Consider the following 14,632-nt stretch of genomic DNA (forward strand, 5'->3'; position numbering starts at 1 on the left):
AGTGGACAGATCCCGAAACGGTTATTGCCTTGGGCGATCGCGACGTGGATCTGGGCCGAACGCATGCTGCCTCCGATCTGATGCGGCGAATAAAGTGTTTCGACTGCACGGAAGTCAGGGAAGGCAGCGATGCGCATCCGGACCGCCGGGAGGCGCCGCGCTCGTCACTCCGAAAACGGCATGCCGAAGGAAAGCATCGCACTGCGCGGCGGCCGATGCGATTCACCGATGATCGTGACACGCATGCCCATCTCGCGCCACACACTCAGCGCATCCGCATTCATTTAGAGAAGCCGCGACTGATCTCTCGACTTGCCTCTACCCGTGTAGACGCTGATGTGATTCAGTCTTCGCGGCTGCGCGGAATTCAACAGGTAGGGCCACATGCTGACGCTCGGAGAATTTTCAGGAACCATCATTTCATCGCGGTTCTGCGTAACAACCGTGTAATTGGCTGATGTAATGTGACAGCTTACGACCACATGCAACGCCAGCTGATTCGAGACTTTGAGACGAACTGATCCTGAAGCAAGGTTGTGTAGACGGAAATATTCATGGTCAGCCGCCCGGCTTGAGACTATTTGGGTCCTTGCGCACGGCTGCCGGAGCGCGTTCCGCCACCGCTTCCAGGTACTCGTCTGTCGAGTCCGTGATTATCGGTGGCTTCGCCACCAACTTTGGCTGGGGCCTCTGCTTTCGCGCGAGATGCCTGGAGACGTCACTAGTTCGGGGAAAGCTCATGGAATTGCTCCTTTCGAGCTGTTGCGTACTTCACGACGCTCGTCTGGAGCAAGGTTTTGAGGCTGGAGGCGAGGAGTTCGACTGTTTCCAGCCTACGCCTATACGGCCGTCTGTGCGGACGAACATGTGACTCAAGGCACAGCACGACGCGGGCGTTAACCGGGCAAACCCACTCAGGGAGTAAAAGGTGTACGCTTCAAACGAGGTCAAGGCGATGCCGTGCAGGATTTGTATCCAGTTGGAACAGGCAGCTGCGGCGGCAGTAAGATCAGACCCGCCCAATATCCTGCTTGGACTCAATGAAGCTGGTATACGCAACCGCGCTCGGCAGAAAGAAGAGCGGACACTCAAGGCAGAGACTGACCTTGAAAAGCACCAGCGATCATGCGCCAAGAGGGTAGACGGTTCCTGCGTTTTGATTGGGGCTGCATAGCGGCTTCCGAGTGCTCGGCGTATCGGTCCATTCACCCCGAATCGCTGTGGGTGAGCTTCCTAAGCTCAGGCCGCGCATCTTACGGACAACGGAGTCGCCGGAATGCCCACCCCTCGTCGAATCGCCGAAGTGGATAGATTCAACCCGAAGACACTAGTGGTTTCGTATACCGACGGCACAATATGTACCTACAGTGTCGAACAGTTGCGTAGTCTTGAGCCCTTCTTCCGCAAAGCAGCTAACTGCCAGCATCAGTGGAGCGCATCTACCGGCAAATGACCTGGCGCGAATATCACGAAGCAACGAAGCATAGCGTTGAATCGCTGAAGAGAGCGCGGCAGGTTCTCGATTGGGCTAACATGCCTGATCCGTTTCGTCATTACGAGGGCGTGCCGGTGCTCGATCTGCCAGCAGATCCGCCCGCCCCTGAAATGCCAGCACTTGACGTGCTTCTGGGTACCTTGGGAACCACGCCTGTGGGTGACGGATCGACTCTCCTCTCGCAACTACTCTTCTATTCCGCCGCGATTAGCGCTTCCAAGCGTGTCCCGTCTACCGGATGTAGGTACGCGCTAAGAGTGAATCCATCCTCCGGGAATCTGCACCCGACGGAATTCCACTTCCTCACACGTGGTGTGAAGGGGTGGCCAGATGGGTTGTATCATTACGATCCATCCAGGCACATGGCGGAGCAGCGCGGGCGCGGTGATTTTGAAATGACGCTGGCCAGCGGCTCTGCGCCAATTGTGTTCGCTTTGACCAGTATTGTGTGGCGCGAGGCGTGGAAGTACGATGAACGGGCATATCGGTACTGCTTGCACGACATAGGGCACGCTTGGCAAGCGCTTGCACTCTCCGCCCGCGCTATCGGCTGCGACAGCCTCGCGGCCGGACATTTCCCGGACGATGAAGTGGCCGAGTTGTGTCGCCTGAATATGGATGAATGGCCCATGCTGATTGTCAGCCTGCACGGTAAGTCCATTCCAGTGCGCGAAGCGGCTCTGGTGCAAATAACGAGTTTCCCCATCGGGTACAGTGTTATTTGGGGGAGCTGAGTAGGGGATGAGTAGACGGAATGGAACGAAGGCATTGTTTGCGGGTCGACACTTTGATCGTGAGGTGATCCTGTTGTGCGTACGTTGGTACCTTCGCTACAAGCTCAGTTTGCGGGATCTGGTCGAGATGATGGCAGAACGCGGACTGGAGCTTGCGCATACGACGATCATGCGTTGGGTGCAGCGATATGTTCCGGAGTTCGAAAAGAGCTGGGCTCGCTATGCACGCAAAGTTGGCCGCTCCTGGCGCGTCGATGAGACGTACCTGAAGGTGCGCGGCCAATGGGTCTATCTCTACCGTGCCGTGGACAAGGAGGGCAATACAGTCGACTTCCGGCTGTGTCCAAAGAGAGACGTTGCAGCGGCCAAGGCATTCTTCCGCAAAGCGCTTTGCACCCAAGGGCGTGCTCCCCTCCGCATCACCCTGGATGGCTATGCCGCATCGCATCGCGCAGTGCGTGAGATGCCGAGCGAAAACGAGGTATGGAAGCACACCAAGCTTCGATCATCGAAATACCTGAACAATCTAATTGAGCAGGATCATCGCGGGATCAAGTCCAGAAACGGACCTATGCTCGGATTCAAGCGTTTCAATTATGCTGCCATCACCATTGCCGGAATCGAACTACTACGTCGTATTCACAAAGGCCAATTCGCCCTCGGATCCTTACGCCTCAAAGACCAAGCTGCGCCCGCTATCTGGAACGCTGTCCTCGCTGCATAGATCAATCCTTCTCCAAGACCTCTTTCTGCCCACCGAAAATATTTGCACCAGAGCCCTCTGAGCCTCGACTAGGCTTTAACCGGTCCGTCGTGGTGCGGTACCGCTCGTTCCTTGAGGGGCTTTCTCTGTCAGCTGCTACGATCAATCTTCATCTTTCCGCGATCCGGCGGCTGGCAGAATAAGGCTGCGGAGAGCGGTTGGTTGAGCCCGGAGCTGGCGATTGGAATCCGACGAGTTAAGGGCGTCAAGCGTCTTGGCCGGAGGATTGGCAATTGGCTAACTGGCGATCAGGCGCAAGAGCTATTGAATGCCGTTTCCCAAGGCCCCCGCGCGGCAGAAGAGATGCTGCAGTGCTCGGATGTGCTCTGCGACGCTCGGAAACCGTGAACTTGCGATTGGATCAGCTGCAATTGAGGGAGAGCCACTGGGTGATCGTCGATATGGTTGGGAAGGGCGGACGACTGCGAACGGTCCCCGCGCCGGCGTGGTGTAAAGGTCTCATAGATGTTTGTATCCACGACACAGGAGTGACTGAAGGCAAGGTGTTCAGGCGAATTTCGAAGAATGGGACTCGGCAGGATGAAGGAGTGACAACCGACGTAGTCTGGTATGCCGTGAAGCGATACGCCAACGAATCGGCATTGACCATCTGGCACCCCACGATCTTCGTCGCACTTGCGCCCGCCTCTGCCATGAGGCCGGAGGCGAACTCGAACAGATTCAGTTTCTCCTCGGTCACGGGTCGGTGCAAACGACCGAACGGTACATCGGATGCAGGCAGAACCTCAGAGAAGCGGTCAATGATCGATTTCGAATCTCACCCTCAAACAATGCGGCCCACTAGGTTAATGGGGGCCGCGTGATAATCCGGTTTATCGTGTAGTCAATGGAGCACGGCGGGGGCAGGGGTGAATCACCCCGTATTCTCCATTAGGCGGGATGTAACCTACCGCTTGCCCGAAGGGCGGCAATCTGGCAAAGTCACCTGACAACCCCCTCAACAACATTCAGGGCATTATCCCCATGCAGGGCGAGCAACCGCGATGAAAAATTCAGAAAACGAACAGTACTATTTCGAGATGTTCCGGCGTGACTATCCACTGCCGGAGGGAGCGGTGGAATACGGCGATAAACCGGATGTCATTGTGCGCGGAGCAAGAACCATCGGCATCGAGATCAGGAATTTCTTCCTCGAAGAAGGCTCCTTGCCTGACAGCGAGCAGATACAGAGGAAAGCGCGAGAGGCGGTCATAGCCAAGGCCCATCATCTCTACCAGGCACAGGCGGGCAAGAAATTTGAGCTCACATTTGCGTTTGACCGCTCCGTTCCTATCCGTGATCAAACGAGCGTGGCCCAGAAAATAGCGGACTTGGCGGCCACGCTGCAGAAAAGCGATACCGGACAGCTTTGGCGCGACGATTTCCAGCATATTCCCGAGCTCTCGTTCGCCTACCTCAACGCGATCGAATATCCCGATGCGTGCTGGAGGGTTTCGCAGGTCTATGACGGCGTCTTCATGTCGCTCGATAAGCTGCGAACAATTGTCGAAGAAAAGGAACTCAAGGAAAAATTTACCGGCCCTGTGAAACCTACTGGCTTCTCGTTGTCGTGGATTTCATGGACCGGGCGCAGGATCAGGAAATTGGCGTTGACAGTCTGGCAGGTTTAACGTCCCAGGTCTTCGAGAAGATAATCGTGTACAAAACCTGTTTCTGTCAGATCGTGGAAACGCACTGAGAAATCTTGTGGCAGGTCTAAGTCATTCTTTAAACGCGATAATGGATTTTATCAATGGGGTGAGTTTGAGCCGTGAACCAGCCTGACGAAACACTGTTTTTTGAAGACCCCACTGTCAGCCGGTCACCGCCGGGTGATTTATGGAATCCTCTACCTGCTTCGACGCGACATTATCCGGTGCATGGACAATTCCATCTTGTGGCCAGCAGCGATGACTACTATGGCCGGTATTGATCTCCTCGCCAAATTCGAGACTGGGGAGAATCGAGATACAAGCTGTATCCCAGATCGACCGCCATTCCGCGAGGAGAAAGAGCTGCTCGCGACTGCTCAGTTTGCGTAGAAACAAAATCAGCACCCTACACGGTGTCTGCAAACGAGAAAAGCCGATGATAGGCTTTGGCAAACCCGTTCAGCACGTTTTCGACGGTGGGAACTGGGCGTACGTAGGTCCTGATAAACGCCGAAGGCACATGGTTTTCTGCGGGCACGGTCATGGGATTTCATGACACTGGCCGACTTACGAGTACCGTCACCATCGACGAACACGGTGGATGAAAGCTGTTCACAGACTGAATAGCCCGGCCGGAACCACCGCTAAAGGAATCCATGCACAATGCTCTGGGCTGTGACTGAGCCACAGAGCAGATTTGATGGCATTTCTGATGGTATTGTCGTTATCCAGTTATCTAACTTGTTTATTTTATTATGATGATGGCTCCTGAGGTAGGACTCGAACCTACAACCCTTCGGTTAACAGCCGAATGCTCTGCCATTGAGCTACTCAGGAACGTCTTTGGACCGCGGGAGAACTCACGCGCTCCCTCAGTTATAACAAATCGGGATAGAGGGGTCAAAGGCTACCTTGGTGTCAGCGGTGCTATAGTGGCATTCTGCAACAAGCGTTTTTGAAACGACTCCTACGCCCACGTATCTCCCGACTACGAGGTGAGGTATCGCCAAGAGTTGTAAACATCTATGACCAATATCGCCGAGGCCGCGCGAGATGCTCCAATCTGTTCCGGACTATGATTCATCGGGGCGAAGATTCTTGGAACGATCATTGCGCTTATGACGCCGATGCTGAATTAGTACCCCTGTCCAAAGCCCTCAAACTTGCAGTCGTTCGGACCTGCTGAACGGCGGCCTAACAAGCCTGCGAGCGCTGAAGAAGTCGCGACAACCGGCATAGTGGCTGCTGTCCGGCATTCCTAGGGGTAGAGCAGGACTGCGATGTTATAGGCGGTAAAGGGGCTGTTGCGGGTTACGGAGCAGGCGCCGACTACGGCCTGGTGATATTTGCCGGATGCCAGTTTGCTTTTGAGCTGACTAGGAATTTGATTGAGACTTCCAGCGGTGTAACGCATGATGTACCAAGGTTGACGAGAGCCTGCGTAGCCAGTGGACATCGTGCAGGTCTGACGAGCTTCTTCGGTGGTTTCTGCAACGTGCATTCCCGACTGTGCGATTACGCTGGCAACGGTGCGCTCCTGCTGGTTGAGCGACAGGGTTTGAACGGTGCTGGCGAAGTCTTCTACCGCGTAGAGTTGATGATCGCGGATGACGATGGCGATTCCGATTGAATCCACGTTGGGATCGAGCAGGTTGGCGCGGTGGCCGGGAGAGTGCATCCAGAGATTGTGAATGATGACCGAGGTGGGCGCTTCGGCTACGTTTTCTGTGATGAGGCTAAAGTGTGCGCCAGCATTGGCTCCGCGAGCAGCGAGTGCGGGCTCACCGTCGAATTGGTGGGAGATTCCGGCATGGGCGGCCATCTCGCGGGCGTGAACATAGGAGGCTTCGGCGAGGACTGGATCGAAGCGAAGTGGCTGAAGTCCTTGATTGACGCGATCTTCGTTCGCTGCGGCCAAGAGGTATTGCTCGGCTACCGTGAGATTTGTGGAGGATTCGAAGCTTTGGGCAGGGAGAATGCGCGACGCTGAGAGGAGCAGCGCGGCCAGCGCAAGGGCCCAAACGTACGATTTCTTGAATGAAATCAGAGACTTGGCGCGCGCTTCGAGGGAGGCCAGCATAAGGGCCATTCTAGGTTTGGGGTGCCGGGCTAGGTAATACAACTTTCTGGTCAGCATGAGATCCCCTGCCCTGCCTATCGGTTGGGACGCCGGGAAGGTGAGAGAACGATGCCTGGAGTTGCAAACTTTAGTACTAAAAAATTTGACAGGGGAGAAACCTCACTTTTACAGGGGGTTTTGTAGATTCTTGACTGTTTTGTGGTGGCGAAATCGTGGTGAAGTTGTGGTGAATTGCGTGGTGGACGTGGTGTTTTGGACGTTGTTTTTTGAGCGTCGAAAAACACGCCATGTTTTTCAAGTTTATTTTCGACTCGCCAACCAGAGGTGTCCGTTTTTGGGACAGGTATCTGATTAGTCAGAAGTTAGCGGGCGGTTTGGCTAAGATCTCAGGTCGGGGAGGCGGCTGCGGTTACGGAGCATGATGGCGAGGAGTTTGCGGGCGTCCCAGTAGCGGGGGATGTAGCGCTTCGGTTCGGCGAAGGAGCGGAAGAGCCAGCCCAGGTAGTACCTGTCGGCCCAGACGGGGATGAGGACCTGATCGCCGCTGAGGAAGGCGATGGCTGCGCCGATGCAGTGGACGGCGGGTCGATAGGCGAGATTGCGCTTGAGGTAGAGGCCCAGGCGCTCCTGGGTTCCGCCGCCGATGGTAACGACGACATGTTGGGGGCGAAGGCGGTTGAGGCGTTCGAGCAGAGCAGGATCGTCGATAGGAGCGTTGCCGTACAGGGGCGCCATGTAGACATAGTCTTGAGGGATGACGATTCCCTGCCCTGCGAGCCAGTCGAGATTGCGCCTCGCGCTGACCGGGCTCGCCATGATCCAGAGGACGTTGCCGGGTTCGCGAATGTCGGATGCGAGGAGGAGTTCGCGGAGGTACTCGAGTCCGGAGAGGCGCTTGATGGGGATGGGCTGCAGGCGGTTCCAGATGAGGACCATGAAGGCGGAGTCGGTAATGGCGAGGTCCGCGTTGAGGAGGGCGTCGCGATAGTCGGGGCTGCGGTCGAGATCTTTGAGGGCTGGGGCTGCTGGAACTACGAGGAGACCGCCTTTGGTGCGCATGATGTCGATGGCTTCTTTTGCTGAGCCGGCGAAGAAGTCGATGCCGAGGATTCGGTGGGTGATGGGAGGTGTCGGCATGAAGAGGTGTGTTCGTTTCTATCTTATTCGAAGACGGGCTGGCTCTTTGTGGATGGTTCATCCGGTTCCTGATTCGTGTCACCGCACCGGTACGGATTAACACATGCGAGAATGGCCCGGAAGATGACGAGCTGATTCCAAGTGGAGAGAAAGCGGTTCGCGCACGGCGCGAATGCCCACATCTCAGAGTCGAGATATGGGGCACCCGGCGCGAAGGCTCACATTTCAGAATCGAGATGTGGTGAACCCGGCCGACGCTGGTATGCGAGAAGCAAACCTTTTTGCACGATCTCTGACTGAGAAGTACAGGGCTTATCACTCACCAGATTGGCACCCAGTTGGTTACTTTTTGGGGCGTGATTCTGGAGGGACCAGGCCGGCCACGCGGTAGTAGACGACGAGCTGGCCGTAGTGTTCGCCCGAGTGTTCGATGAAACCCCACGCCTGATCCGACATACGAACCTGTTGATCCTTGGAGAAGGGGTCCAACATCAGATCGCTCATGCCCGAATCGCCCTTTTGCTTTATGAGCGCAGCACCGTCTGCGAAGGATTTCTTCACAAAGGCAACCACTTCAGCCTTGCTTTTGTACTGATCCCGTTTCGGATCACCCTCCGGTAGCTTCTTGCCGAGGAGTGGGTTAATGAAAAAGTAGTTCGCGTTTGCCGCGTGCAGCAGTTGCTCCGCAAAGCTTCGCTCGACAGGAACGGGCTTGAAATCATATTTGTCTTCAGGAAAATCTTCTGCCATCGCGGATAACTTTCGCCCGATATCGTTCCAGTTTTCCAACAATACCTGTGAGGGGTTTACCGGCGGTTTCGGCGTGAGTTTCTTGGCGTCATCCTGTGCATGCGCCTGAAGTGGGCTGACGATCAGGGCGAGAAAGAGCGCTACGAGAGTCTTCTTCATTTAGGAACCTCCAGAAGTTCTGTCGTTGTAGTCCAATCATCTTAGCCAAGAATACAAGGGGTTGCCGAGTGTGTGATCGAAAATCGTACGTTCGCCTGGCGGGTTCGCCATAAGAGTTGCGTTCGTATCTATCTTGGGAAGACGGGTGCGCGCTTTGATACAGTGCCTGCCGACTCGTCAGGCAGTTTGACGTGAAGAGTAAAATGTTCGCGCACGGCGCGAATGCCCACATCTCAGAGTCGAGATATGGGGCACCCGGCAATTCTTGCGGCGTCACCTTGTTACAACCTGCAAAGCCGACTTATGCAGCAATCCGTGTCTAGGATTTTTTCGCGAGAAGCATTGAAAACAGAATTTTTTGAAGCTTTCCGTTGGAAATGAACTCCGTTCCGATTTCGCCACGAGAATAGCTCCTTCAAACGCAGCATGAATGAATCCTGCCAGATCATCGCATTTCGTTTTTGTTGGCAGTTCCCCGGCCTTGACCGCGGCACGCAGACAGTAAGCAATGTTTTTCCGTTCCTCACGAAAAGCCTCTGCCACCCGCTGCTGAATCGATTCCACTTCAGAGTTTGCTTCCGCTCCAAAATTTCCCAGGAGACAGCCGTTCCAATGATCGTTCTGATTGAGAGAGTCCACGCCACCCTCTGCCCAGAGACGCAGACGTTTCAGCGGGGTAGAGCATCGTTGAGAAGCGTTTCATCCATAAAACGCTGAATGTCTTTGTAGTAGATGTTGACGAGTTCAAGCCCGAAAGCCTCTTTCGACACGAAATGATTCGTAAACGATCCCTGCGGAACGCCGGCTGCCTCGATGATGTCGCGGACACTCGACGCTGCGTAACCGCGCTCGTGTACGACACGCAAACCGCTGGTCAAAATCTTTTCCTTATGTGAAGGCCGTGGCATGAATTCACTCTGTCCGAACGTATTGGTATCTCATCTCCATGATATCGCTCTGTATCGACGTTATGAAAGAGAACCCTGCATCGACAGTCTCGATGCAGGGTATTGTTTTGGAGATCTTTAGACGGAGGCGTCATAGGATGGGATGACGTTTATGCGCGTCTGTTGCCGACTCGATCAGTTGGCCAAGACGAAGAATCGTTGCTTCATCGAACCATCTTGAAACAAGCTGGACGTTGATCGGAAGTCCTTCTGAACTGAAACTGAACGGCACGGACAGACCAGGCAGACCGGTAAGGTTGAAGGGTACCGTTGCCCGCATCATGTGGGTCGATGGAACTTTTTCGCCGTTCACTATGTATTCTTCGAGGCCCGGCGGGGGTGCCGTGAATGGAATTACAGGAAGGAGCAAGACATCATACTGCTGAAAGTATGTCGCGAAGGCAGATTTCAAATCGTCGACTTGTCGTTCGGCTGCGAGGTAGTCCGCGATCGGCGGAGGCGGGAGGGTAGCGTAGATCTTTCCGATGAAGTGCAGATCTGCCAAACGATCGCCAACAAAGGGAGGAATGTATCGTCCCAACTCGGCGCCGTAGAGCACGAGCGCGGTATCGAAATAGTTGTTGTGCTCAAACGAGGGAATACGGACTGCTTCGACTGCACAGCCAAAACTTTTCAGGAGATCGGCGGCGGAAGCGACAGCAGAGGCTACTTCGCGGTCTACCGGTCCAAGACCTGGCTCCACCAGCCAACCAACGCGAATTGGCTTGCCAGCAACTGGCTCAATTGCGGCGGCGGCGTTTTTAGCGTTAACAACCAGACCATCGATGCCGTCAGCACCCTGCATAATGGAAAACGCTGTGGCGATGTCCCGAATGCTTCGTGCCATCGGTCCGATATGCCGATAGCGATTGAGCACTTCCGGCCAGTGGCCAGTGTAGGGGATACGACCATGCGTGGCCTTGAGGCCGACAATACCTGTCAATGCGGCTGGTCCTCGTACAGAAATTGCAACATCGCTGCCAATGCCGATGGGCGAGATGCCTGCAGCAATTGCAGCTGACTCACCGCCACTGGAACCGCCCGGAGTGCGGTCAAGGTTCCAAGGGTTTCTGGTCAGGCCGGTGAGAACGTTATCTGTTTCCTGCCATGCAGAGAACTCCGGAAGATTGGTTTTGGCAAGCGGGATGGCACCGGCAGCTTTGAAGCGCGTCACGACGGTCGCGTCCTTTGATGGGATGTTTCCTGCGAAGATCCGGGAACCACGCTGGGTGAGCACGCCTGCCGTATCGATCGCGTCCTTGATTGTGAACGGGACACCATGGAGCGGCCCGAGTTCTGCACCGTCTTTCACAGCTTTGTCGGCAGCGTCTGCGCCCTTCAGCGCCTCATCGGCTAGTAGGGTAACAATCGCGTTCACCTTCGGGTTCACTGCAGCGACCCGGTCGAGGTGCGCCTGGACGACTTCCCTCGAGGAGAGCTGCTTTGTGCGGATAAGGGCAGCAAGGTCGGTCGCATCCTTGTAATAGATTGCGTCGGCGTCCTTCGTAGTAGCAACATCTGGATTTTTGGCGGTCATGATTTGCCTCTTTCTGAAGCTGGTTATATGTCGGTTGTGCTTTATCGAGCGCCTGGAGACCGCGAACGGTATGATGGCCTCAACGATGAATACGTACACCCGTATTGATTCCTCCGTGACCTAACTTGATTCAGAGAAATTCACATAGAACGGCTTATTTCCTGGCTCCAAAGTCTGTGAAGAAACAAAAACGGGACCCTCGAGGATAGCTACATGCTCGAGGATCCCGTTTGTTTGCCAGGCCTACTTACTACCGTGTGGCGGCAGCGAGGGGTTTGCTGGAGAGGATCTCGTCTTCGATCCAGGCGTAGGTTTTGGCCAGGCCGTCGCGGAGCTTGATGGACGGTGCCCAGTTGAGTTTTTGCTGGATGAGGGTGTTGTCGCTGTTGCGGCCGTTGACGCCCTTGGGAGCGCTGAGGTTGTAGTTGCGCTTGAGCTTGATGCCGGCGATGTCTTCTGCGATGTCGACGAGCTGGTTGATGGTGACGAGTTCGTCGGAGCCGAGGTTGAGAGGCTCGTGAATCTCGCTCTCGGCGATCATCTGCGTGCCCTTGGTGCAGTCGTCGATGTACATGAAGGAGCGAGTCTGCTTGCCGTCGCCCCAGATCTCGATCTCGTGCTTGCCGGAGTGCTTGGCCTCGATGACCTTGCGACAGACTGCGGCGGGAGCCTTTTCGCGGCCTCCGGTCCAGGTGCCTAGCGGGCCGTAGACGTTGTGGTAGCGGGCGACGCGTGTTTGAAGGCCGTAGTCCTCTTCGAAGTGGCGGCACATGCGCTCGGAGAAGAGCTTCTCCCAGCCGTAGCCGTCTTCGGGGAGTGCGGGGTATGCGTCCTCTTCTTTGAGGGCGACGACGTCGGGGTTGGTCTGCTTTTCGCCGTTGTAGACGCAGGCGGAGGAGGAGTAGAAGAAGCGCTCGACACCCTTTTCGCGGGCGGCCATGAGCATGTGCGTGTTGGTGAGAACCGAGAGCATGCAGAGGGCTTTGTTGTTTTCGATGAAGCCCATGCCACCCATGTCGGCGGCTAGCTGGAAGATGACTTCGGCGCCTGTGGCGGCGGTGAGGCAGCTGTCCTTGTCCTTGAGGTCGAGGGAGAGGCTATCGACGTCGTTGGATACTTGATACCACTCGTCGAGCGGCTTGATGTCGACGGCGCGGATGACATCGACGCCGTTGTCGAGGAGGCTTTGAACGAGGTGGCCGCCGATGAAACCACCGGCACCGCAGACGACTGCTTTCTGTCCTTTGAGCTTCATAGAGGGGAGACTCCTTGGGTCTTGAGTTAGAAGCTGTTGAAGTGGTTCAGGTTATCCGGCGAACGCTCTGGCAGTGCATTTTTCGCTTTGCTTCCAAGTGCCAAGTATAGCTTGGAGGGAAAGAGGGTGATATGAGAAATAAATCCTAACGGGAGGGATTGACTTTTAGAACTTTGGTAGCGTGAATTGAATTTGAGATCAGACCTTCGCCAGCTCTCGTTGATCGATGATGGATCGAACGGGCGCTGTGTTCGCTGGTTTGTGCAGGAGATCGATGACGGACTGATAGAGGCGGTTGCGTACATCGAAGCGGTCGCCGGCGCGGATGACGTAGCGGACGACGATGTCGACGCCGGAGGCTGCGGGGCGCATGTCGACCGAGGGGGTTGCTTTGAACTGGCTGAGGCCGTTCTGTCGTGTAGCGCTCTGCCACTCCTGCTCGGCGAGCTTGGCGTCGTGTTCGGTTTGCTTCAGGACTGTGCCGTGGATGGCTTCGATGGTTTTGTAAGAGTCGACGCCGGGTGGAATGTTGACGGTGATCTCGTCCCACATCCACTGGCCGGTAGTGGAGAAGTTGAAGTACTGGCCGGAGATGGCGAAGTTGTTGATGAAGGTGACGCGACGTCCGGTGGGATGGCCTTTGTCGGTCCAGTTGCCGGTCTCGAGGAGAGCGGTGCGGAAGAGGCCGATCTCGACGACCTCGCCGCCTACGCCGTTGATCTCGACCCAGTCGCCGACGCGGATGCCGTTTTTGCCCATGAGGATGAACCAGCCGAAGAAGGCGAGGATGAAGTCCTGAAAGACGACGGTGAGGCCTGCGGCCCCGAGGCCGAGGATGGTGGGGACCTGACTGGGTGCGCCGAAGATGACGAGCAAGACGAGCAGGAATGTAACTAGCTGGATGCCGAGGCCGATGATGGTGCGGAGGGTGCGGAGACGGCGCTGCTCCATGCGGGAGCGGTCGATGAGTTGACCGATAAAAGTGGCGAGGAGGACGCCGCAAAGAATCAAGAAGGCGATGAGGGAGAGCGACTGCAGAGCGAGGTGAGTGACGATGGTGTGCTGAAGTTGGACCTGGGTGAGCCATTTGGCGTAGACGGCGGAGAGCTGCTGCTGGGTCTGGAGCTGGTCTTCGACGATGCTGTGCATCTGCGAGAAGGCGTGGGCCTGGGCCATGCGGGCTACGCGGCTCTTTACGGCGTCCTGCGGAGGGGCGGTGTTGGATTGGGCGCTGGATGCGTTGGTGCTGGATGCGTTGGTGCTGGATGCGTTGGTGCTGGATGCGTTGGTGCTGGATGCGTTGGTGCTGGATGCGTTGGTGCTGGATGCGTTGATGCTTGCTGCGGCTGTTGAGGCTTTCTTTTCAAAGTCTGCGTGTTTTGCAGTGAGGGCGGCGATATCGAGATCGGTCTCGGCTTTGGCCTGGCGGATGAGGTCTATGCGGCTGCGCTGATCGAACCATGCGGAGACGCGGCCGGAGAGAGTGCCGTAACGGCGGGCGGAGAGGACGGAGATCTGACCGCCGCTGTCTGCCTGGGCGGCGTCGTACTTCTTCATGGCGGCTTCGCGGGCGGTGAGTTCCTGCTGGATCTGGCCGCGCTGGTCGCCACTGAGGCGGGCGAGCTGTTCGGTGAGGTCGGAGAGTTCGTCCGTGTCCAGCTGGAGCTGGGCCTTGGCGACGTCGAGGTCGTCGGAGTCGGCGATGGTGCCGTTGGTCTGTTTGAGGGAGGCGGTGAGGGCGTCCACCTTGCCCTGATCTTCTTTGACCAGGGACTGGATCTGGGTGACTTTTTCCTGGAGGGCGAGGGCGTCCCCGGTCAGGGTACGGGTCTGGAAGGCGGCCTGGCGAAGGGCGAGGGCGAAGGCCTGATCGACCTCGTGGTCGGCCAAACGCTGGGCCTCATGAGCGAAGGATTGCTCTTCCGCGGAGACGGCGAGGGGGCGAGGGACTCAATGGTCTGCCAGGGGCGCTGGTCGATGAGGTTGTTGGCGCCGGCAGGGCTGCCGTTGGCTTTGAGAAAGGGCATGTGGGCCATGGCGCCGCGCGTCCACCAGGCCGCTGCGAGGCAGAGGACGAGGAGGGCGGCGGGGACTGCGATGGCGAGACGACGGAGTTCCTTCAT

At 56.4% G+C, this 14,632-nt stretch carries 15 protein-coding genes and 1 tRNA gene; 4 read left to right on the plus strand and 12 right to left on the minus strand.

The annotated features are described in order from the left end of the window. Positions 1 to 558: 558 nt before the first annotated feature. Entirely contained in the window at positions 559 to 741 is a 183-nt protein-coding gene (locus tag RBB80_RS28150) for a hypothetical protein (RefSeq protein WP_433965501.1), read from the minus strand. Positions 742 to 1,428: 687 nt separating this feature from the next. Here RBB80_RS28150 and RBB80_RS28155 point away from each other — a divergent pair. Both RBB80_RS28155 and RBB80_RS28160 read left to right on the plus strand, forming a co-directional pair. Continuing rightward, entirely contained in the window at positions 1,429 to 2,229 is an 801-nt protein-coding gene (locus tag RBB80_RS28155) for a SagB/ThcOx family dehydrogenase (protein WP_433965502.1), read from the plus strand. A gap of 7 nt (positions 2,230 to 2,236) precedes the next feature. Then, on the plus strand, positions 2,237 to 2,953 hold the full coding sequence (locus RBB80_RS28160; protein WP_433965503.1) for an IS6 family transposase: 717 nt from the start codon (positions 2,237 to 2,239) through the stop codon (positions 2,951 to 2,953). Positions 2,954 to 3,353: 400 nt separating this feature from the next. Here the strand turns inward: RBB80_RS28160 and RBB80_RS28165 are convergent, their stop codons facing one another. Further along, on the minus strand, positions 3,354 to 3,692 hold the full coding sequence (locus RBB80_RS28165; protein ID WP_433965504.1) for a hypothetical protein: 339 nt from the start codon (positions 3,690 to 3,692) through the stop codon (positions 3,354 to 3,356). Between RBB80_RS28165 and RBB80_RS28170 the strand changes: the two genes are divergently transcribed. After that, positions 3,603 to 3,797 (plus strand): tyrosine-type recombinase/integrase, encoded by a 195-nt coding sequence (locus tag RBB80_RS28170; protein ID WP_433969929.1) that lies wholly within the window; start codon positions 3,603 to 3,605, stop codon positions 3,795 to 3,797. The two genes, RBB80_RS28165 and RBB80_RS28170, sit on opposite strands and share 90 nt — an antisense overlap. Before the next feature lie 199 nt (positions 3,798 to 3,996). Continuing rightward, the gene (locus RBB80_RS28175) at positions 3,997 to 4,623 is read left to right on the plus strand and encodes a hypothetical protein (protein ID WP_433965505.1); all 627 of its coding nucleotides are present in this window, start codon (positions 3,997 to 3,999) and stop codon (positions 4,621 to 4,623) included. A gap of 783 nt (positions 4,624 to 5,406) precedes the next feature. Here the strand turns inward: RBB80_RS28175 and RBB80_RS28180 are convergent. From RBB80_RS28180 to RBB80_RS28225, 10 genes are all read right to left on the minus strand, one after another. After that, a tRNA-Asn gene (locus RBB80_RS28180) sits at positions 5,407 to 5,481 on the minus strand. A 421-nt stretch (positions 5,482 to 5,902) separates the two neighbouring features. After that, positions 5,903 to 6,724 (minus strand): CAP domain-containing protein, encoded by an 822-nt coding sequence (locus tag RBB80_RS28185; protein ID WP_433965506.1) that lies wholly within the window; start codon positions 6,722 to 6,724, stop codon positions 5,903 to 5,905. A gap of 378 nt (positions 6,725 to 7,102) precedes the next feature. Next, the gene (locus RBB80_RS28190) at positions 7,103 to 7,861 is read right to left on the minus strand and encodes a WecB/TagA/CpsF family glycosyltransferase (RefSeq protein WP_433965507.1); all 759 of its coding nucleotides are present in this window, start codon (positions 7,859 to 7,861) and stop codon (positions 7,103 to 7,105) included. 342 nt (positions 7,862 to 8,203) lie between these two features. Then, on the minus strand, positions 8,204 to 8,770 hold the full coding sequence (locus RBB80_RS28195; RefSeq protein ID WP_433965508.1) for a DinB family protein: 567 nt from the start codon (positions 8,768 to 8,770) through the stop codon (positions 8,204 to 8,206). A gap of 273 nt (positions 8,771 to 9,043) precedes the next feature. Further along, positions 9,044 to 9,409, minus strand: a complete 366-nt coding sequence (locus tag RBB80_RS28200) for a TetR family transcriptional regulator C-terminal domain-containing protein (RefSeq protein WP_433965509.1) — start codon at positions 9,407 to 9,409, stop codon at positions 9,044 to 9,046. A gap of 29 nt (positions 9,410 to 9,438) precedes the next feature. Next, positions 9,439 to 9,678: a TetR/AcrR family transcriptional regulator gene (locus RBB80_RS28205; protein WP_433965510.1), complete on the minus strand. Its 240-nt coding sequence runs from the start codon at positions 9,676 to 9,678 to the stop codon at positions 9,439 to 9,441. A gap of 130 nt (positions 9,679 to 9,808) precedes the next feature. Further along, entirely contained in the window at positions 9,809 to 11,254 is a 1,446-nt protein-coding gene (locus tag RBB80_RS28210) for an amidase (protein ID WP_433965511.1), read from the minus strand. Positions 11,255 to 11,504: 250 nt separating this feature from the next. Next, positions 11,505 to 12,509, minus strand: coding sequence for an NAD-dependent epimerase/dehydratase family protein (locus RBB80_RS28215; RefSeq protein WP_433965512.1), 1,005 nt, complete (start codon positions 12,507 to 12,509; stop codon positions 11,505 to 11,507). 198 nt (positions 12,510 to 12,707) lie between these two features. Further along, a complete protein-coding gene (locus RBB80_RS28220; RefSeq protein ID WP_433965513.1) occupies positions 12,708 to 14,399 on the minus strand; it encodes a mechanosensitive ion channel domain-containing protein in 1,692 nt (563 codons plus the stop codon). Then, positions 14,327 to 14,632, minus strand: coding sequence for a hypothetical protein (locus tag RBB80_RS28225; RefSeq protein ID WP_433965514.1), 306 nt, complete (start codon positions 14,630 to 14,632; stop codon positions 14,327 to 14,329). Before RBB80_RS28225 ends, RBB80_RS28220 begins: the two co-directional genes overlap by 73 nt.

It is taken from the genome of Tunturiibacter gelidiferens, from assembly GCF_051013345.1.
GTDB classification, from domain to species: Bacteria; Acidobacteriota; Terriglobia; order Terriglobales; family Acidobacteriaceae; genus Edaphobacter; species Edaphobacter gelidiferens_A.

Bases quoted from the DNA above. Each gene is read 5' to 3' on its own strand.
- RBB80_RS28190 (WP_433965507.1), bottom strand. From the start codon at position 7,861: ATGCCGACACCTCCCATCACCCACCGAATCCTCGGCATCGACTTCTTC.
- RBB80_RS28205 (WP_433965510.1), bottom strand. From the start codon at position 9,678: ATGCCACGGCCTTCACATAAGGAAAAGATTTTGACCAGCGGTTTGCGT.
- RBB80_RS28175 (WP_433965505.1), top strand. From the start codon at position 3,997: ATGAAAAATTCAGAAAACGAACAGTACTATTTCGAGATGTTCCGGCGT.
- RBB80_RS28150 (WP_433965501.1), bottom strand. From the start codon at position 741: ATGAGCTTTCCCCGAACTAGTGACGTCTCCAGGCATCTCGCGCGAAAG.
- RBB80_RS28215 (WP_433965512.1), bottom strand. From the start codon at position 12,509: ATGAAGCTCAAAGGACAGAAAGCAGTCGTCTGCGGTGCCGGTGGTTTC.
- RBB80_RS28185 (WP_433965506.1), bottom strand. From the start codon at position 6,724: ATGCTGGCCTCCCTCGAAGCGCGCGCCAAGTCTCTGATTTCATTCAAG.
- RBB80_RS28195 (WP_433965508.1), bottom strand. From the start codon at position 8,770: ATGAAGAAGACTCTCGTAGCGCTCTTTCTCGCCCTGATCGTCAGCCCA.
- RBB80_RS28225 (WP_433965514.1), bottom strand. From the start codon at position 14,632: ATGAAGGAACTCCGTCGTCTCGCCATCGCAGTCCCCGCCGCCCTCCTC.
- RBB80_RS28160 (WP_433965503.1), top strand. From the start codon at position 2,237: ATGAGTAGACGGAATGGAACGAAGGCATTGTTTGCGGGTCGACACTTT.
- RBB80_RS28210 (WP_433965511.1), bottom strand. From the start codon at position 11,254: ATGACCGCCAAAAATCCAGATGTTGCTACTACGAAGGACGCCGACGCA.